Origin of the sequence: Actinomadura sp. NPDC000929, assembly GCF_040492065.1 — a bacterium.
Taxonomy (GTDB): domain Bacteria; phylum Actinomycetota; class Actinomycetes; order Streptosporangiales; family Streptosporangiaceae; genus Spirillospora; species Spirillospora verrucosospora.
Map to the genome: position 1 here is coordinate 1 of NZ_JBEUPA010000175.1, position 15,760 is coordinate 15,760.

The 15,760-nt window shown below is 73.8% G+C and carries 18 protein-coding genes; 8 read left to right on the forward strand and 10 right to left on the reverse strand.

The features are described from left to right. Together ABWI04_RS36960 and ABWI04_RS36965 are read left to right on the forward strand one after the other, a co-directional pair. A partial coding sequence (locus ABWI04_RS36960) for a LuxR C-terminal-related transcriptional regulator (RefSeq protein WP_353835293.1) occupies positions 1-1,586 on the forward strand: 1,586 nt, incomplete at its 5' end. 163 nt (positions 1,587-1,749) lie between these two features. Continuing rightward, positions 1,750-2,499: an SDR family NAD(P)-dependent oxidoreductase gene (locus ABWI04_RS36965; protein ID WP_353835294.1), complete on the forward strand. Its 750-nt coding sequence runs from the start codon at positions 1,750-1,752 to the stop codon at positions 2,497-2,499. A gap of 151 nt (positions 2,500-2,650) precedes the next feature. Here the strand turns inward: ABWI04_RS36965 and ABWI04_RS36970 are convergent, their stop codons facing one another. The 4 genes from ABWI04_RS36970 to ABWI04_RS36985 form a co-directional block, all read right to left on the reverse strand. Continuing rightward, the gene (locus ABWI04_RS36970; protein ID WP_345181545.1) at positions 2,651-3,706 is read right to left on the reverse strand and encodes a CU044_5270 family protein; all 1,056 of its coding nucleotides are present in this window, start codon (positions 3,704-3,706) and stop codon (positions 2,651-2,653) included. Next, on the reverse strand, positions 3,703-4,311 hold the full coding sequence (locus ABWI04_RS36975; RefSeq protein ID WP_345181547.1) for an RNA polymerase sigma factor: 609 nt from the start codon (positions 4,309-4,311) through the stop codon (positions 3,703-3,705). Before ABWI04_RS36975 ends, ABWI04_RS36970 begins: the two co-directional genes overlap by 4 nt. 123 nt (positions 4,312-4,434) lie before the next feature. Beyond that, positions 4,435-4,893 (reverse strand): SRPBCC family protein, encoded by a 459-nt coding sequence (locus tag ABWI04_RS36980; protein WP_353835295.1) that lies wholly within the window; start codon positions 4,891-4,893, stop codon positions 4,435-4,437. Further along, on the reverse strand, positions 4,890-5,135 hold the full coding sequence (locus ABWI04_RS36985; protein WP_353835296.1) for a hypothetical protein: 246 nt from the start codon (positions 5,133-5,135) through the stop codon (positions 4,890-4,892). Before ABWI04_RS36985 ends, ABWI04_RS36980 begins: the two co-directional genes overlap by 4 nt. Positions 5,136-5,245: 110 nt before the next feature. Here ABWI04_RS36985 and ABWI04_RS36990 point away from each other — a divergent pair, with 110 nt between their 5' ends. Beyond that, a complete protein-coding gene (locus tag ABWI04_RS36990; RefSeq protein WP_345181553.1) occupies positions 5,246-6,070 on the forward strand; it encodes a hypothetical protein in 825 nt (274 codons plus the stop codon). Between the two features lie 21 nt (positions 6,071-6,091). Here ABWI04_RS36990 and ABWI04_RS36995 read toward each other — a convergent pair whose 3' ends face one another. Further along, positions 6,092-7,012 carry an NADP-dependent oxidoreductase gene (locus ABWI04_RS36995; RefSeq protein WP_345181555.1) on the reverse strand — a complete coding sequence of 307 codons (921 nt, stop codon included), beginning with the start codon at positions 7,010-7,012 and terminating at the stop codon, positions 6,092-6,094. Positions 7,013-7,114: 102 nt separating this feature from the next. On the opposite strand from ABWI04_RS36995, the gene ABWI04_RS37000 reads away from it, so the two are divergent. Together ABWI04_RS37000 and ABWI04_RS37005 are read left to right on the forward strand one after the other, a co-directional pair. After that, positions 7,115-7,474 carry a VOC family protein gene (locus ABWI04_RS37000; protein WP_353835297.1) on the forward strand — a complete coding sequence of 120 codons (360 nt, stop codon included), beginning with the start codon at positions 7,115-7,117 and terminating at the stop codon, positions 7,472-7,474. After that, on the forward strand, positions 7,471-7,782 hold the full coding sequence (locus ABWI04_RS37005) for an ArsR/SmtB family transcription factor (RefSeq protein ID WP_345181560.1): 312 nt from the start codon (positions 7,471-7,473) through the stop codon (positions 7,780-7,782). Before ABWI04_RS37000 ends, ABWI04_RS37005 begins: the two co-directional genes overlap by 4 nt. Positions 7,783-7,854: 72 nt before the next feature. Here the strand turns inward: ABWI04_RS37005 and ABWI04_RS37010 are convergent, their stop codons facing one another. Beyond that, entirely contained in the window at positions 7,855-8,109 is a 255-nt protein-coding gene (locus tag ABWI04_RS37010; protein ID WP_353835298.1) for a hypothetical protein, read from the reverse strand. 359 nt (positions 8,110-8,468) lie between these two features. Here ABWI04_RS37010 and ABWI04_RS37015 point away from each other — a divergent pair, with 359 nt between their 5' ends. Continuing rightward, positions 8,469-8,903, forward strand: a complete 435-nt coding sequence (locus ABWI04_RS37015; RefSeq protein WP_353835299.1) for an SRPBCC family protein — start codon at positions 8,469-8,471, stop codon at positions 8,901-8,903. A gap of 231 nt (positions 8,904-9,134) precedes the next feature. Here ABWI04_RS37015 and ABWI04_RS37020 read toward each other — a convergent pair whose 3' ends face one another. Further along, positions 9,135-11,015: an ABC transporter ATP-binding protein gene (locus tag ABWI04_RS37020; RefSeq protein ID WP_353835300.1), complete on the reverse strand. Its 1,881-nt coding sequence runs from the start codon at positions 11,013-11,015 to the stop codon at positions 9,135-9,137. A gap of 125 nt (positions 11,016-11,140) precedes the next feature. Between ABWI04_RS37020 and ABWI04_RS37025 the strand changes: the two genes are divergently transcribed. Then, positions 11,141-12,295 (forward strand): aminotransferase class V-fold PLP-dependent enzyme, encoded by a 1,155-nt coding sequence (locus ABWI04_RS37025; protein WP_353835301.1) that lies wholly within the window; start codon positions 11,141-11,143, stop codon positions 12,293-12,295. Between the two features lie 9 nt (positions 12,296-12,304). Here the strand turns inward: ABWI04_RS37025 and ABWI04_RS37030 are convergent, their stop codons facing one another. The 3 genes from ABWI04_RS37030 to ABWI04_RS37040 all read right to left on the reverse strand — a co-directional run bounded on the left by ABWI04_RS37030 (position 12,305) and on the right by ABWI04_RS37040 (position 14,427). Beyond that, complete coding sequence (locus ABWI04_RS37030) at positions 12,305-12,724, reverse strand: CBS domain-containing protein (RefSeq protein WP_345181569.1); 420 nt, start codon at positions 12,722-12,724, stop codon at positions 12,305-12,307. A gap of 72 nt (positions 12,725-12,796) precedes the next feature. After that, on the reverse strand, positions 12,797-13,843 hold the full coding sequence (locus ABWI04_RS37035) for an LCP family protein (protein WP_353835302.1): 1,047 nt from the start codon (positions 13,841-13,843) through the stop codon (positions 12,797-12,799). 2 nt (positions 13,844-13,845) lie between these two features. Further along, entirely contained in the window at positions 13,846-14,427 is a 582-nt protein-coding gene (locus tag ABWI04_RS37040; RefSeq protein WP_345181573.1) for an RNA polymerase sigma factor, read from the reverse strand. 214 nt (positions 14,428-14,641) lie between these two features. Here ABWI04_RS37040 and ABWI04_RS37045 point away from each other — a divergent pair, with 214 nt between their 5' ends. Then, entirely contained in the window at positions 14,642-15,715 is a 1,074-nt protein-coding gene (locus tag ABWI04_RS37045; RefSeq protein ID WP_353835303.1) for a hypothetical protein, read from the forward strand. Positions 15,716-15,760 lie beyond the last annotated feature (45 nt).

A 15,760-nucleotide genomic window follows, 5' to 3' on the forward strand; every position in this document is an offset into this window, starting at 1 on the left:
ACCGCGCCGAGCTGCGCGGCGGGACGGCCGCCGTCGCCACCGCCTACGAGCGCGCCGCGCGGCTCAGCACCGAGCCGGAGGGCAAGGCCCGGCGGCTCGTCCACGCGGCGCGGGCCTCCTACGACGCCGGCCGGCCCGACCAGGCCGCCCGCCTCGCCGAGGAGGCCGAGCACCTCAGCGCCGAGGACGGGGTCGTCGCGGAGGCCACCTTCATCCGCGCCCAGGTCGCCTACGAGCGCACCTCGCCCGCCGCCGACGCCGAGCTGGCGCTGCGGGGCGCGGCGCTCATCGCCGGGAGCGATCCCGAGCAGGCGGTCGCCATGCTGACGGAGGCCGTCTGGGCCGCACGGGACGCGGGCGCCCACGACCTGGTGCGGCGCAGCGTCGAGCTGCTCGGGACGGTGCGGCTGCCGGACGGCTCACCGAAGGCGCCGGTGACCGCCGCGCTGATCGCCTACGGTCGGCTCGCGGACGGCGTGCCAGGGGCCGTCCCCCCGATGCGGGCCCTCTTCGAGGCCGCGCGGAGCGGCGAGGTCGAGGAGGCCGTCGAACTCGTCATCGGCGGGTTCATGGGCCTGCTCGTGGCCGACGACCGCGGCGCCACCGGGCTGCTGGAGCGGATGGCCGCGCAGGCCAGGGCCCGCGGCGCGCTCGGCTGGCTCCCCTACATCCTGGAGGCCCTCGCGATCGGGCGGGTGCTGCTCGGCGACCTGCGCGGCGCGGACGCGGCGGCGGCCGAGGGCATGTCGCTGGCCGCCGACATCGGCATGGACACGCAGGTGACCGCGCTGCGGTGCATCGTGGTGCGGCTGGAGTCGGACGCCGTCCGCAGCCGGGCCCTGGCGGCGGGCGTCCTCAAGCACTCCGACCTGCACCCGACCAACACCGCCCTCGCGTCCTGGGGCCTCGGGCTGCTCGACCTCGCCGAGGGGAACGCCGGAGCCGCCCTGGAGCGGCTGGACGCGGTGTGCTCGGGCCCGTCCCGGCACGACGTGCTGATCCGCGCCGTCCCGGACCACGCGGAGGCGGCGGTGCGCGCCGGGCGCCCGGACCTGGCCCGCGCCCACCTTCCCGCGTTCGAGGCGTGGGCGGCGGCCACGTCGAGCACCGCCCTGATCTCCCGCTGCCGCGCCCTGCTCGCCACCGGGGACGAGGCCGGCGAGCACTACCGCGCCGCCCTCGGCCTGCACGGCGACCGCGCCTACGATGCCGCGCGGACCCGGCTGCTGTACGGCGAGTGGCTGCGCCGCCGGCGCCGCCGCCCCGAGGCCCGGGAGGAGCTGACCGCGGCGCGGGAGGCGTTCACGCGGCTCGGCGCCGAGTGCTGGGCCGAGCGCGCCCGCGCGGAGCTGGAGGTCCTCGGGGACCGCCCGGCGGCCCGGTCCGGGGACGCCGACCCCCTGAAACGGCTGACCCCGCAGGAGCTCCAGGTCGTGCGGCTCGCCGCCGCCGGGCTCAGCAACCGGGAGATCGGCGCGCAGCTCTACCTCAGCCCCCGCACGGTCGGGCACCACCTCTACAAGGCGTACCCGAAGATCGGCGTCACCCGCCGCGTGGAGCTGGCCCGGCTGGTATCGGACACATGACTTAGGCCTGCCGCCGCGCCCGCGGGGCCCGCCTTCCCCGCGCCTCTCCCCGGCCCGGTTCAGCCGTGCCGACCTGCGCTGTTGAACACCCGTTCGATGACCGATGCGGGCCGTCCGTCCGCGCTCGTAGCGTCGTGGCACCTCAGACGAACGGAGAACCACGATGCTTCTGGAGAACAAGACCGCGGTCGTCTACGGCGGAGGCGGCGCCATCGGCGGCGCCATGGCGCGCGGTTTCGCGGCCGAGGGCGCGCGGGTGTTCCTCGCCGGCCGCACCCCCGCCAAGCTCGACGCCGTCGCCGAGGAGATCCGGGCCGCGGGCGGCCTCGCCGAGACGGCGCGCGTGGACGCCCTGGACGAGGACGCCGTGAACGGCTGGGTCGACTCGGTCGTGGAGACGGCCGGCAGCGTCGACGTGTCGGTCAACGCCATCTCCCAGGACGCCCTGTTCATGCCCCTGCTCGACATGCCGGCGGCGGACTTCGGCCGGGCCATGGACAAGGTCGCCCGCTCGTTCCTGGTGACCACGCGGGCCGCCGCGCGGCACATGGTCAAGCAGAACTCGGGGGTGATCCTGCACTTCGGCGGCTCCGACCCCGCCAACCGGCTGCCCGGCATCGGGACGGTGCAGATCGGCTGCGACATGGTGGAGGCGATGCGCCGCCAGTGGGCCTGCGAGCTCGGACCGCACTCGGTCCGCGTCCTGTCGATGCGCACCGGCGGCATCCCCGAGTCCATGCCGAACATCCCGGACATGGAGCCGATCAAGCAGCAGATGGTGGACGCCACCCTGCTCAAGCGCGCCGCGACGCTCGCCGACGTCGGCCGCGTCGCCGCCTTCCTGGCCTCCGACCACGCCGCCAGCCTGACCTCCACGCAGGTCAACATCTCCGCCGGCGCCCTGGTCGACTGACGCGGGACCGTCCTCGCGCCGTCCGGCCGATCCCGCGTCCCGCGCACGGGCGGACGGCGCGACGGGGGCGATGACGCCTCACCGCTCCGGCGAAGCCACGATCCGGGCCCACCGGCGCAGGCGAGGCGTCATCTCGGCGTGTCCTCCCCGCTCAGCCGCGGCCGCCCGGCTTCGGGACGAAGGAGGAGGCCATCAGGGCGCCCCAGCCCGTGATCTGGCCCCGCTTCAGGGGCAGCAGGCCGGGCTCCCGGTGGTCCTTCACCGCGATGGCGCGGAAGCCCAGGTAGGCGTAGGTCTTCGGATCGATGAGGATCTCACTGCGCAGGTAGCCGTTCTCGACGCGGTAGAGCGTCACCCCCCGGCGATGCCCGAGATCGGCGGCCGCGGGCTCGTAGCGCACGCCGGGGATCCTCGCGGCGGCGCCGTACAGCGCCGCCTCGATCTTCGCGGGGAGGACGGCGTCGCGCATGTACTGGGAGACGAGCTCGAACGCCGTGGAGTCGCGCTCTTCGGCTGTCGGCGGCTTCGGCTTCGCCTTCTTCATCAGGGCGTGCTTCTCGCGCGTCCGCTTCGGCAGCCCCTCCGGGATCGGCTTGCCCCACTCGGCGAGACGCCGGGCGTACTCGGCGTCGATCGTCTTGTAGATCCGGGCGAGCACCGCGCCCGGGTCGGTGGGCAGCGAGAGCAGTTCGGGATAGGTCGGGGTGTACTTCGAGCCCTTGGCGACGCGCAGCCTGCCGTCCTCGATCACGGCGAACCGCCTGCCGTCCGTCCGGCGCCACAGTTCCTGGGTGCGGGTCTTGTCCGGGGCGCCGAAGAGGGGCCGTCCGCCGCCTTCCTGGGTCTCGGCGTAGACCGTCTTCAGGTAGGCCCACTGCGCCGGACCGATCTTCGGAACGGGCTTGGTCGCGGCGACCAGGGCGGCGTTGTGGGCCAGATCCTGGGGGGCGCCGACCGGACGCAGGGCCAGGGCGCCGGGCTCCCGCTCGTCCCGGCCGCCGACGGTGACGGCGGTGGCGGCGGCGATCGCCAGCGCCCCGGCGAGGGCTCCGGCCGTGAGGAGGCGCCGGCGGGCCCGCCACGGCCGGGCCGGGGAGGCGGGCGCCCCGTCACTGAGGCGGACGCGCAGGCGGGCCTTGGCCAGGCGGTCGTACTCGGGGACGTCCGGGCGGCCCTCGCGGAACAGGGTGATCTCGTCGGTGGTCATGTCGCGTTCTCCTGGAGGGGGTGGGCGCCGCCGAACGCGCGGTGCAGCTTCTTGCGGATCCGGTGCAGGCGGGACTTGATCGTGCCGAGGGGGACGCCGAGGGCCTGGGCCGCCTCCTCGTAGCTCAGGTCGGCCCAGGCGATGAGCAGGAGCAGGTCGCGGTCGGCGGCCGAGAGCCGGGTGAGCGCCGCGGCGAGCTCGGGCCGGAGCCGGCCCGCCGCGACCCTGGCGGTGCTGCGCTCGTCGAAGGCCTCCTCCGGCCGGTCCGGCGCCGCGCGGGCCATCGCCCTGGTGCGGCGGGCCTCGGCGCGGCGGTGCTCGCGCAGGGCGTGCGTGGCGATCCCGTAGAGCCACGGGCGCGCGTCCGGCCGGCCGGGGTCGTACCGTCCGCGCTTGCGGAAGGCGGTCAGGAACGTCTCCGCGACGACGTCCTCGGCCATGTCGGGGCCGAGGCGGCGGGCGACGTAGCGGTGGATCTCGTCGCCGTGCCGGTCGAAGAGGTCCGCGAAGCGCTCGGGTCGCCGGAGCGACTCCCGCAGGACCGCGGCGTCGGTCGGCGGGCCTGGAGGGACGTCCGGCTCCGTCCCCGAAGGTGCGGTCATCATGTGACTCGTCCGTTCACAGGGGTCCTTTCGGTGGGCTTTCACCCGGTACTCGGCCGGTCGCGCCGGACGGGTTCCCTCCGCCTGTGGAGCGGGACGAGTGCACGCCTTGGCGTCGGTCGCCGGTCAGGCGGACGGGCCTTGGGCTTCGGCGCGCAGGGCCCCGGCGATGGCGTCCTGCCAGGCCGCCAGGAAGGCGGGGTATCCGTCGGCGAAACGCCGCAGGTCGGCGGCTCCGTCGCCGGAGAGCGCGGTGAGCTCGTAGGTGACGGTCACGTCGCTGTGGTCGCCTGCCCGGTCCAGGACGACGGAGACCGTTCCCGCGCTGACGCCCGGGGTGACGCGCGCGTAGCGGATGCGCCGGCCGGGGGTCGCGTCCACGACGATCCAGGTGGTGGTCCGGCCGTGGTCGAGGGTCTGGAAGACCGTCCCGGGCTCGGCGTCGTCGGCGACGGGCGCGGGGAAGGACGGCGCCCATCGCGGCACCCACCGCCGCTCTCCCCGCGCGGTGAACAGGGGGAACGCCTCGTCCGGAGGCAGCGCGACCGCCAGGCGGCCGGTGAGCCGGTGCCGGGCGCCGCTCATCGCGTCTCGTCCAGGGCGTGCGCGTCCGCCGCGGTCAGCGTCAGGCCGTAGACGTCCTTGAGCTGCTCGATCTTGGCGAGCGTCTCCGGCGCGAAGGGGGCCTTTCCCTCGAAGGCGTGCAGGGCGATCCCCTCGACCAGGTCGCCCAGGGACAGGTCGAGGTACTCGGCCAGCGCCTTGAGGACCTTGAGCACGTTGCGCTCGATCCGCACACCGGTCTGCACCCGCTCAACTTTTACCATGGTACCAAGTTACCAATTCACCCGGCGCGGGGTGGCCAGACCCGGAGGATCACCTCTACCTTGGACGACCACGCGATCTTCGGACATGGCGGGCGGAAGGGAGGGAGCACATGCCGGAACCTTCGGCCGCGCCCGGCGAAGAGCCATCGCTGGAAGGGCAGGCGACGGAAGGGCGGGCGACGGTCGGCCCGCCGAGCCGGCCGAGGTGGGCGGCCTGGCTCGTCCCGGGCTACGCGATCTCCTACGGGCTCGTCCTGCCGGCCTTCAGCGACGACTTCTGGTGGCTCGGGATCCCCGGGATGCTCGGGCTCGCGTGCGTGGTGCTCATGGCGCTGCACGTGCTGCTCGAAGGGCCGTTCCGCCGTGCCGTCCCCTACGCCACGGACGGCACCGACCGCCGGGGCCCGGTGAAGCACCACTACAAGGTCCTGATCGGGCGTTACCTCGTGCTGGTGGCGGTCGGCGCCCCGATGGTCGTCGTGCCGCTCGCCGTGGACGTCCGCTACCTCTACCCGTTCGTCGGCACGGGCATGATGGCACTGCTGCTGGGGACGAGGTTCTGGCTCCCCCAGATTCTCTACCTACGCAAATGCGACCGCGTACTGAAGGTCTACGACTTCGAGTTCCGCTCCCCGGTGAAGAAGTCGAACCTGCGCGGCAACGGGGTACGGTCCCTGACCATGGGCGCCGCCGGCTCACCGCGCATGTCGGCCCGGGAGCCGCTGTTCTCCGACCGTTGGCCGAGGGGGATCGAGCGCGGAGTATGGTTCGCCGGAGACGACCCCTTCGGCGGGGTGATCCTCGTCCCGGACACCGGTGAGCTGATGTACATGCAACCGGAGGTCTGGGCGGCCCAGGACACGGCCCGGCGGCAGGCCGCGCACAAGCGCCGGGAGAAGGCGCGCCAGGCCGGGCTGGCACGCAAGTCGATCTAGCCGCCCGGGGCCGTCCCGCGGCTACGGCGTGATGACGAGCTTGCCGCGCGTGTGCCCGCCGCGGCTGGCGTCGAAGGCCTCGCCCACCTTCTCCAGCGGGTACGTCCCGGCGACCTCCACCGTGAGCGCGCCGTGGTCGGCCATGGCCGCGAGCTCCGCCAGCTTCGCGCCGCTGGGGCGGACCCAGATCCAGTGGCCGCCGTGCTGTTCGACCGTGTCGTCGGCGACCGACACGTGCCGCCCGCCCTCCGCCAGGACGGCGAGCGTGGCGTCGAGCTGGCCGCCCACGAAGTCGGCGACGGCGGTCACCCCGTCGGGCGCGAGGTCGCGGACGCGCTCGACCAGGCCGTCCCCGTAGACGACGGGCTCGGCGCCGAGGCCGCGCAGGAAGTCGTGGTTCCGCTCGGAGGCCGTGCCGATGACGCGGGCGCCGCGGTCCCGTGCGATCTGGACGGCCTGGCTCCCCACCCCGCCGGACGCCGCGTGGATCAGCAGGACATCGCCCGGACCGACCTCCAGCCGGTCGAGGGAACGCTGCGCGGTCATCCCGACGAGCGGCAGCCCGCCGGCCTGGTTCCAGTCGAGAGACGCGGGCTTGCGCGCCACGTCGTCCGCCGCGACGGCGACATACTGCGCGAACGTCCCGGCGCCGACCACGTCCTTGCGGGCGTAGGACATGACCTCGTCGCCGTCCGCGAACTCCGGGGTGTCGGGGCCGCGGCCCCGCACCACACCGGCGACGTCCCAGCCGGGGATGACGGGGAACATCGTGTCCATCATCCCGTCCAGGCCGCCGGCCATGACCTTCCAGTCGACGGGGTTGACCCCCGCCGCGCGGACCTCGATCAGGACCTGGCCCGGGCCGACCTTCGGATCCGGGACGTCCCCGACCTTCAGGCGGGAGTTGTCAGTGGCATAGGAGTCATAGGTGACGGCGCGCATGCCCTCAACCTGCCACCCGGCCCGCCCGGCAAACATGGCGCCGTCGCGTAGGAATCCTCCTACGCTTGACATGTAGGCAAACTCCTACATATCTTCGGGCGCATGAACATCACGCATGTGCGGCTGCTGACCGTGCCGGTCTCCGACCAGGACGCGGCCAGGGACTTCTACGCGACCAAGCTCGGCTTCGAGGTGGTGGTGGACCGCTCGATGGGCCCGATGCGCTGGCTCCAGATGGCGCCGAAGGGCGCGGAGACGAACGTCGTCCTGGCGAACCATGTGCCCGGCGCGGCGCCCGGCGGCGTGCACGGTCTGATGCTGGAGACGACCGACCTCGACGCGGACTGCGAGCACCTGCGCGACGCGGGTGTGCGGGTCGAAGGCCCGCAGGACCTCCCCTGGGGCCGTCAGGCCACGCTGACCGACCCCGACGGCAACGGCATCGTGCTGGCCGCGCGGTGACGGCGGACGTCTTCGCGGCCCTGGCCAGCCCCGTCCGGCGGGAGCTCACCGCCCTCCTGCTGGACGGGCCGCGCCCGGTCAACGACCTCGCGGCGCACTTCGCGATGAGCCGCCCGAGCGTGTCGGAGCACCTCAAGGTGCTGCGCGACGCCGGGCTGGTCAGCGAGCGCCGCGACGGCCGGCAGCGCCTCTACAGCCTGGAGCCCGCGCCGCTGCGGGAGCTCTCGCAGTGGCTCACCCCGTACGAGCGGTTCTGGCGAGAGAAGCTCTCCGGCCTGCGCGACCTGCTGGACGAGGAGGACCTGTGACCTCGCCGACGAGAACCACAGCACCAGCCTGGGCCTTCGGTGCGTGACGCAGTGGGTTCCGCCGGCGGGTTCCTAACGCGTGTCCAGGGCCGGTGGAATCCATTGGAGGTGGCGCCGTATATGCGACGACATCTTCGAGTCCAGCCGCACATGCAACTGAGTATTTCCGCAGGCCGCGCAGATGTAGGCGTCGAAGGTGGGCTGCCTGCCCCCGAACGAGCCCCCGCCCGTCTTGCGGAGCCCGCTCTGTGCCACGTACTCGCCCTGGAACACCTCGCCGGCGCCGCACGCGCCGCACTGCCCGTAGCGCATATCCCCATTCGTCATGCGAGCACCCTAGGGTTCGCGCACGGTGACGGGCATCGTCATAACGTGACGGCACCGCCCGAGAGCAACGACCGAACCGGGAGAGCCGCGCACAAGACGAAGCGCCCGCCGTCCGCACCTACCCACGCAGGGGCGGCGCCCCGAAGGCCGCGGGCTTCCCCGGCCACCGGGCCGCCGCTTCGGCCCGGTGGCGCACGTGGGCGCGTACCGGACGGCGCGGCGCGGGTCCTCCCTCAGGGCTCGGCGCGCCTCAGGCACTACGTCTTGCGAGCGCCGACCGAGACCACAGGGATCGTCCTGAGGTCGGGCGCCGTCACCGTCGCCCGTTTCCGCCAGATGAGACATGGGAGAGGGAGAACATGAGTGGTGAGCGGGCCTCGATCGAGGTGGACGAGTTCCTGCCGCATCCGCCGGCGAAGGTGTGGCGAGCGCTCACCGAGCCGGACCTGCTGGCCCGGTGGCTGATGCCGAACGACTTCAAGGCCGTCGTCGGGCACCGCTTCACGTTCACCGCCACGCCGATCCCGGCGGTCGGCTTCGACGGGACGATCGCGTGCCGCGTCCTCGACGTCGAGGACGCGGCACTGCTGCGCATCAGCTGGCGCGGCGGCGGCCTCGACACGACGGTGACGTGGCGGCTCGTGCCCGAGGGGCGCGGTACGCGCCTGTTCGTCGAGCACGCGGGCTTCGACCTGGACGACCCCGTCAACGCCCACGCCTTCCGGGGCATGGGCAGCGGCTGGCGCTCCAACATTCACCGCTCCCTGCACGACCTCCTCACCGACCTTCCCTGACCCACCCGCCCTGAGCGAGAACCCCGCACCGGCCCACTCGGCCGTGCTGCGGCTCGACCACACGGGATGTCGGACACGGCCGGGCCTCCGGACGCTGCCGACTCGCGCACGAGCGAAGGCGTTCGGTGGCCCCGGCCCGCGCGGAGACCGACAGCGCGCCCCCGCCCGGAGAGGGGGCGGAGGCGCGGGCGCGGGGGCGGGGTTCCGGGCTGGGGCGGTTGCGGCATTCGGTCAGGCGACGGGCTCCAGGGGCGGGTCGTCGGCGAACTGGGTGTGGTAGAGGTCGGCGTAGCGGCCGTCCGCGGCGAGGAGCTCCTCGTGCGTGCCGCGCTCGACGATGCGGCCGCTCTCCACGACGAGGATCAGGTCGGCGGCGCGGACCGTCGACAGGCGGTGCGCGATGACCACGGCGGTGCGGCCGTCGAGGGCCTCGGTGAGGGCCTCCTGGACCGCGGCCTCGGAGGTGGAGTCGAGGTGCGCGGTGGCCTCGTCGAGGATCACGACGCGCTGGCGGGCGAGCAGGAGCCGCGCGATGGTGAGGCGCTGGCGCTCACCGCCGGACAGGCGGTAGCCCCGCTCGCCGACGATCGTGTCGAGGCCGTCGGGCAGGCCCTCGATGAGGGCGTCGAGCCGGGCGCGGCGCAGGACGTCCCAGAGCTCCTCCTCGGACGCCTCGGGGCGGGCCAGCAGGAGGTTCTCGCGGATCGACTCGTGGAACAGGTGCCCGTCCTGCGTCACCATGCCGAGCGTGTCGCGGATGGCCTGGAACGACAGGTCGCGGACGTCGACGCCGCCGAGCCGGACGGCGCCGGAGTCGACGTCGTAGAGGCGCGGCAGCAGTTGCGCGATCGTCGACTTGCCCGCGCCGGACGAGCCGACCAGGGCGACCATCTGGCCGGGCTCGGCGCGGAACGACACGTCGTGCAGGACGTCGACGCCGCCCCGGGTGTCGAGGGTGGCGACCTCTTCGAGGGAGGCGAGGGAGACCTTGTCGGCCGACGGGTAGGCGAAGGTGACGTGGTCGAACTCGACGGCCACCGGGCCCTCGGGCACGTCGCCGGGCTCGGGCTTCTCGGCGACGAGCGGCTTGAGGTCGAGCACCTCGAAGACCCGCTCGAAGCTGACGAGCGCGCTCATCACCTCGACGCGGGAGCTGGCCAGGGCGGTCAGCGGCGCGTAGAGGCGGGTGAGCAGCAGGGCGAGGGCGACGACGGCGCCGGCGTCGAGGTGGCCGCGCAGGGACAGGAACCCGCCGACGCCGTAGACGAGCGCGAGGGCGAGCGCCGAGACCATGGTCAGCGCCGTGATGAAGACGTGCTGCACCATCGCGGTGCGGACGCCGATGTCGCGGACGCGGCGGGCCCGGGCGGCGAACTCGGCCGACTCGCGGGCCGGGCGCCCGAACAGCTTCACCAGCGTCGCGCCCGGGGCGGAGAACCGCTCGGTCATCTGGGTGCTCATCGCGGCGTCGTGCGCCGCGGCCTCGCGTTCGAGCTTCGCCAGGCGGGAGCCCATCCGGCGGGCCGGGAGGACGAACACGGGCAGGAGGACCAGCGCCAGCAGAGTGATCTGCCAGGAGATCCGCACCATCACGGCGAAGGTGAGCAGCACCGTCACGAGGTTGCTGACCACTCCGGAGAGGGTGTCGCTGAACGCGCGCTGGGCGCCGATCACGTCGTTGTTGAGCCGGCTGACCAGGGCGCCGGTGCGGGTCCGGGTGAAGAACGCGACCGGCATGCGCTGGACGTGGTCGAACACGGAGGTGCGCAGGTCGAGGATCAGCCCCTCGCCGATGCGCGCGGAGAGCCACCGGTTGAGGAGCCCGAGGGAGCCCTCGGCCAGCGCCAGAACCGCGATCACGATGGCGAGCCACACGACCGTGGACGTGGAGTCATGGTCGACGATCGCGTTGACGACCCATCCGGCGAGGACGGGCGTCGCGACGGCGATGACCGCCATCACCACGCTGAGCAGGAGGAAGGCCGTGAGTATGCCCCGGTGGGGGCGGGCGAAGCGGGCGATGCGGCCCAGCGTCGCCCGGGAGAACGGCCTGCTGTCCCTCGCGTTCATGGCGTGGTGCAGCGACATCCACGCCGTGACTTCCATGTCCATGGAGACCCCTGTGATCGTTAGCCTGGAACAGCAAGCATGCGACCTCAAGAAAGGTTGAGGTCAAGCCGCCGCAGGATCCCAGGGTCCCGCGGGGGTACGACAATTCCGCGAGGGGAAGGCTGCCTGTGGACATCGACGAACTCCGGTCCGACACTCCCGGCTGCGCGAAGGTGGCCCATCTCAACAACGCCGGGGCCGCGCTGCCGCCCCGTCCCGTCATCGACGCCGTCGCCGGGCACTTCGAACTGGAGTCGCTGATCGGCGGATACGAGGCCGCCGAACGCAACGAGGCGGCCATCGCGCACTTCTACGACGCCGTCGCCCGGCTGCTGGGCGCCCGCCCCGACGAGATCGCCTTCGTGGAGAACGCCACCCGGGCATGGGACATGGCGTTCTACGCGATCCCCTTCGCCGAGGGCGACCGCATCCTGACGACGACGAGCGAGTACTCCAGCAACGCGATCGCCTACCAGCAGGTGGCGGCGGCCAAGGGCGCCCGCGTGGAGGTCGTCCCGGACGAGGCCGACGGCACCCTCTCGCTGGACGCGCTGGAGGCCGAACTCGCCAAGGGCGACGTCCGGCTGGTGTCGCTGAACCACATTCCCACCCACAACGGGCTCATCAACCCGGCCGCCGAGGTCGGGCGGCTGTGCCGCGCGCACGGCGTCCTGTTCCTCCTGGACGCGTGCCAGTCGGTGGGGCATCTCGCCGTGGACGTCGAGGAGATCGGCTGCGACATCCTGTCGGCGACGGGGCGCAAGTTCCTGCGCGGCCCGCGCGGCACGGGCTTCCTCTACGTCCGGCGCGACATCCTGCGGACGCTCGTCCCGCCGTTCCTCGACCTCCAGGCCGCCGACTGGAAGGCGCCGGACGGGTTCGAGCTGCGCGACGACGCCCAGCGGTTCGAGACGTGGGAACGGCACGTCGCCGGGCAGATCGGGCTGGGCGTCGCCGCCGACTACGCGGCCGGCCTCGGGATGGAGTGGATCGAGGACCGCGTCCTTGGCCTCGCCGCCCGGCTCAGGGAGGAACTCGCCGAACGGCCCGGGATCACCGTCCTGGACCGGGGCGCGCGGCCGTCCGGCATCGTCACGTTCACCGTGGACGGACGCGAGCCGGCCGCCGTCAAGGCGGCGGCCAGGGAGCGGGGCGTCAACGTCAACGTGACCGACCCGCTCTCGCACGGATACGACCCGCACGCCCGTCCGTCGGCCGTGCGGGCCTCCGTGCACTACTACAACACCGACGAGGAACTGGAGCTGCTCCTGTCCGTGCTGTAGGCGGGCATGTCAGCCGTTGGAGCGCGCCGCGCTGATGTCGGCGAGCGCCGAGGCCGAGTCCTTCTCGATCGCCAGGTCGCCGATGGACACGATGCCCACCGGACGGCCGTCCTCGATGACGGGGAGCCGCCGGACGGACCGCTCGCGCATGATCTGCGCGGCCTTGTCGAGGGAGTCGTCGGGCCCCACCGTCGCGGTCACCTTGCTGGCGATCTGGCCGATCTTGGCCTGGGCGGGGTCGCCGCCTGCGGCGAGCCCGCGCACCACCAGGTCGCGGTCGGTGACGACGCCCTTCAGGTCGTCGCCCTCCGCCACCAGGACCGCACCGATCTCCTCGTCGCGCATCGCGCGCGCCACGGTGACGATGTCGAGCTCCGGCGACACCGACGTAGGCGAGCCGGTCATGATGTCGCGGACTTTCGTGGCCATCGCTCACTCACTCCTTGCTCGTGGGTCGTAGCCGGGAACGATGCGGCCCCTACCCCTCAGACCGGGCGTCACTCATCGCGTCAGGAAGGGCGCGAGCACCCTCCGGGCGGCGGCCTCGTCCACCACGAGCCGGTTCGGGTCCGAGGGGGCGGGACGGACGGGGATCGTGGCCGCGGCGACGCCGCCGCTCCCGTCGTACCCGCGCGCGAGCGCGCGCAGCGCCCCGGCGTCCAGCCGCGGCGTGCTGTCGATCGAACGGGCCGCGACGGCGAGGAAGCGCGCGAACCGGATCGGGTCCTTCGCCATGACCACCCCGGCCTGCCGCGCCGCCGAGGCGAGGAACTGCTGCTGGCGCCGGACGCGGTCGAGGTCCGAGCCGTCCCCGAGGCCGTGCCTGGTCCGGACGTAGGCGAGCGCCTGCTTCCCTCTCAGCCGGTGCCGGCCCGGGGGAAGGCTCAGCCCCGACTTGGCGTCGTCGACCGCCGTCGGCAGCGTCACCTCCACCCCGCCGAGGGCGTCCACCATCCGCGTGAAGCCACCGAAGTCGATCACTATGGTCTGGTCGATCCGGACGCCGGTCAGCGACTCCACCGTCCTGCGCGTGCAGGCGGCGCCGCCCCTCGGGAACGCCGTGTTGACCAGCGCCTGCCGCCCTCTGGCCCGGCCGCAGGCGGGCATCGGCACGAGCACGTCCCGCGGGATGCTCACCACCCGCGGCCTCTTCCGGTCGGCGGGGACGTGCACGAGCATCAGGGTGTCCGAGCGCGACGCGCCGCCGTAGCGGGCGTCCAGCCCGATGACCAGCACGTTCAGCGCCGTTCCCGCGGCGGGCGCGGTCGAGCCGGTCGCCGCCGGCCGCGCGTCCCGCCCGTGCAGGAGGACCGCCGGGACGAGGATCGCCGCGGCCGTCACCGCCGCGACCACGCCGAGCAGCGTCCACCGCACCATGCCCGTCACCCCTGCCATGCCCGTCACTCCCGCCATGCCCGTCCAGCGCCCCCTGCCGCGGCGCCCGTGCCGCGCCTCGTCCAGCAGCCGGCCGCGCTGGCGGGCGAGGGACGGCGGCGGCTCGTGCTCCAGGTCGCGGCCGAGGCCGCGGATCAGGTCGAGATCGTCCATGGTCACGCCTCCTCGCGGGTCGGGTCGGTGTCGCCGAGCGCCGCGCGCACCTTGCGCCGCGCCCGGTTGAGGCGGGAGCGGACCGTGCCGACCGGGATGCCGAGCGCCCGCGCCGCCTCCTCGTAGGACAGGTCGCCCCAGGCCACCAGGAGCAGGACGTCCAGGTCGCGGCGCGCCAGGCCGGACAGCGCCGCCGCCAGCGCGGGGCGGGTCGCCGACGCGGTCACCCCGGCCGCGACGCGGTCGTCGGGCCCCTCGACGGGGCCGTCCACGGGGCTGCGCCGCAGTGCCCGGTAGCGCGCGGCCTCCGCCCGGTGGTGCCGCGCCACCAGCTTCGTCGCGATGCCGAACAGCCACGGCCGCGCGTCACGCTGCTCCAGGTCGTAGCGGTTCCGCTTGCTGAACGCGACCAGGAACGTCTCCCCGACGACGTCCTCCGCCGCCTCCGGCCCGAGCCTGCGGGAGACGTACCGGTAGATCATCGCTGAGTAGCGGTCGAACAGCGCGGCGAACGCCTCGGGGTCGGCGAGCGATCTCTCGACGAGATCGGCGTCGCCTTCCCGAGCCGTCGGGGGAACGGTCATCGCGGCCACCATGGCATGCGCACCGGGCCTTCCCGTGGGGGGACGTTGTCAGCGATGTATCTCCGCGAACCCCGCACCAGGTTCACGGCGACACGGCGCGCGCCGATACGGATCCTGGCGAACCTTCCCGATAAAATGCGCATCCTCTATACGCACGGGGTTGTCGGCAGGACCGCTCCGCCGCCTGTCAGGGACGAGCAGAGGGGGTCTGCACGTGGGCGACGACGCCGAGCTCGACGCGGAACCGGCGCGCAACGGAACCGCCGAGTTCCGTGTGCCGGTGAAGGTCAACCTGACCCGTCCGGACATCGCCGTCCGCCGTCCCGCCGAACCTCGGGACGAGCCCGGCGACGAGGCTGCGGACGAGGTCGCGGACGAGGTCGTGGACGAGGTCGTGGACGAGGCTGCGGACGAGGCCGCCGGCGAGACCTCGGACGACACCGGCGACGAGGCGGCCGAGAAGCCGGCCGGCCCCACCTGGTACGTCCAGTTCACGCCTCCTCCCCCGGACGAGGAGCCCGAGCAGGAGGCGCCTTCCGCCGCTGCTGCTCCGCCCCCGGAGACCGAGCCCTGGCGGCCCACGTCCCGCTCCGTCCAGGAGGAGGAGCCCGCCCAGGAGGACGACACCTCCTCCCCTGCGGAGCAGTCCCCGGCCGAAGAGCGCCCCAAGGACGACGACGCCCGAACCACCGCGCCCCGGCAGGACCGTGCCGCCGCCGCACCGGCGGAACCGCAGGAGCGCACCGACGACGCCCGCGAGCCGCGCAGCGCCCCGCGACAGCGCCATGCCGCGCCGCCGAAGCCCGACGACGACCCGCCTCCGGCCGTCTCCCCCCGAAGCAGCGGACGCCACGCGATACGTCCCGCGGCCGAGCATCCCGAGGGCGCCCCCGAGCCGGAGGCACAGCGGAAAGCGGCGGGCGACGCCTCCGAGGCCGGCCCCGGCACGGCTCCGCCCGCCAGGGGGCGTCGGCACGCGCCCCCCTCTGACGCCGAACGCCCTCAGGGCGGGGCTCCGCACGCCGTCCCCGCGCCACCGCAACACCAGGAACACCCGGGCGACGTCCACCGACCGCGCGGCAGGCGGGCTCGCCCCGAACCGCCCGACGCCGAACGTCCGCAAGGCGCGCCCGCGCCGGCGGCGCAGCAGGGCGCACCTGGCGACGTCCGCGAGCCCCGTGCAGGCGCGGCGCCGGTGGCTCCGTCGCGGCAAGCGCCGCCTCCCCAGGGGGAACGCCCCCCGAGGCGCAACTGCGGCTTACCTGCTTGGCGGCGGTGGACGCGTTGATGTGCGGCGTCCGGAGTCGGTCACCTGGCGGGGCGCGCGGGGGCG